Origin of the sequence: Allomesorhizobium camelthorni (assembly GCF_011045125.1) — a bacterium.
GTDB lineage: Bacteria > Pseudomonadota > Alphaproteobacteria > Rhizobiales > Rhizobiaceae > Allomesorhizobium > Allomesorhizobium camelthorni.
In genome coordinates, this window is sequence record NZ_JAAKZF010000244.1 from 1 (window position 1) to 1398 (window position 1398).

2 protein-coding genes and 1 pseudogene are annotated in these 1398 nt (G+C 60.4%); all 3 read left to right on the forward strand.

Annotated features, from left to right (window positions below; genetic code table 11):
* The first annotated feature begins 43 nt into the window (after positions 1-43).
* The 3 genes and pseudogenes from G6N73_RS35610 to G6N73_RS38980 all read left to right on the forward strand — a co-directional run bounded on the left by G6N73_RS35610 (position 44) and on the right by G6N73_RS38980 (position 1331).
* Positions 44-211: an antibiotic biosynthesis monooxygenase gene (locus tag G6N73_RS35610; protein ID WP_165034532.1), complete on the forward strand. Its 168-nt coding sequence runs from the start codon at positions 44-46 to the stop codon at positions 209-211.
* A gap of 41 nt (positions 212-252) precedes the next feature.
* Positions 253-765, forward strand: a pseudogene (locus G6N73_RS38975) (IS5 family transposase); the annotation flags it as partial.
* Positions 766-893: 128 nt separating this feature from the next.
* Positions 894-1331 carry a hypothetical protein gene (locus tag G6N73_RS38980; RefSeq protein ID WP_425484202.1) on the forward strand — a complete coding sequence of 146 codons (438 nt, stop codon included), beginning with the start codon at positions 894-896 and terminating at the stop codon, positions 1329-1331.
* Positions 1332-1398: the final 67 nt, after the last annotated feature.

The window sequence follows — 1398 nt, forward strand, 5'->3', positions numbered from 1 at the left end:
ACGGTGACACGGCAAATCCATCGCCAATCTAGCGAGGTCGTTTATGCCACACATCCGAACCGACGATCAGCCCGCAACTCAGATCACTGTTATCGAGCCCGAACCGGACAAGCAGGCCGAGGCATTGTCCGTCATGACCGAGCGAGCGCGCTTTATGGCGCGCCAGCCTGGGTTCATCTCAATCAGCCTGCATCGCATCGATACGCTTTGAGTGGTAGTGGGGCGTCGGTTTCAACGTATCCGAGAGTTGCGATGCCTTTCAAGTTCCACGAGCCTCATCGTCACCGGGTGCCGCAGGCGCGATACAGGGTCAGGAACTGGGCGCAGTATGATCGTGGCTCGGTCGCTCGCGGTGATATCAGGCTGTGGCTTTCGGCAGAGGCGATTGCGCACTGGAAAGCTGCTTGCCGCAAGACGCCGGGCGGGCAGCGGACATTCTCCAACCTGGCGATCGAGACGGCCCTGACGCTCGGGTCCATGTATGGCTTGCCATTACGCCAGTGCGAGGGCTTCGTGCGCAGCCTGATCGAGCTGATGCATCTGGATCTGACAGCGCCAGATCATACGACGCTGGCCCGCCGGCGCCGGCATGTGAAGGTCAGCGACTTTCGGTGGCCGCGCACACGGCCCGTTGACATTGTCATCGACAGCACGGGATTGAAGTTCTATGGCGCCGGCGAATGGGCAAGGGCCAAACATGGTGAAAGCCGCAGATCGTGGCGCAAGCTGCATATCTCGGTCAACCCGGTCGACCATGAGATCATCGCCTTCGAACTGACGGACGACGATACATCGGATGCATCGATGGCCGGCGCGCTTGTGTCGGATCGGGTGGTGACATCCGCCCCGTCATCGCCGACGGCGCCTATGATGGCGAGCCGACATATGACGCGATCCGGACCGCGAGACCATCAAAGTTACCGCCGAGGATCGTCATTCCGCCACAGGCACGGTCAATCCCTGACAAGGGCTCGCTTCATGGCGGCAGCCAGCGGGAGCGCCATGCCGCCGAGATCGCCCGGCATGGCCGAATGGCCTGGCAGAGGCGGAATGGCTACGGGCGACGATCATTAGTCGAAACGGCAATCTCGCGCGTCAAGAGAATCGACGATGGCAGGCTGACATCGAGAACCTTCGGATCACAACAGAACGAAATCGCCATTCACATCGCAATCGCCAACAAGCACATGCTCATCGCCAGACCCCAATCCGTGCGTGTCGCGCGACCAGCGCAAAGCCACAAAAACGCAAAGCCCCCTCCATGCACCAGTGCTCTCCGGCGGGCCTGGGGGGCCGATCCGCAATGCCCTACGTCGATGTTCCACATTTGACGGCAATCAAGAAAGACAGCGCCATTCGGGTCCACGGTTCCATTGTCCCGGACAAATTTCGATTTCA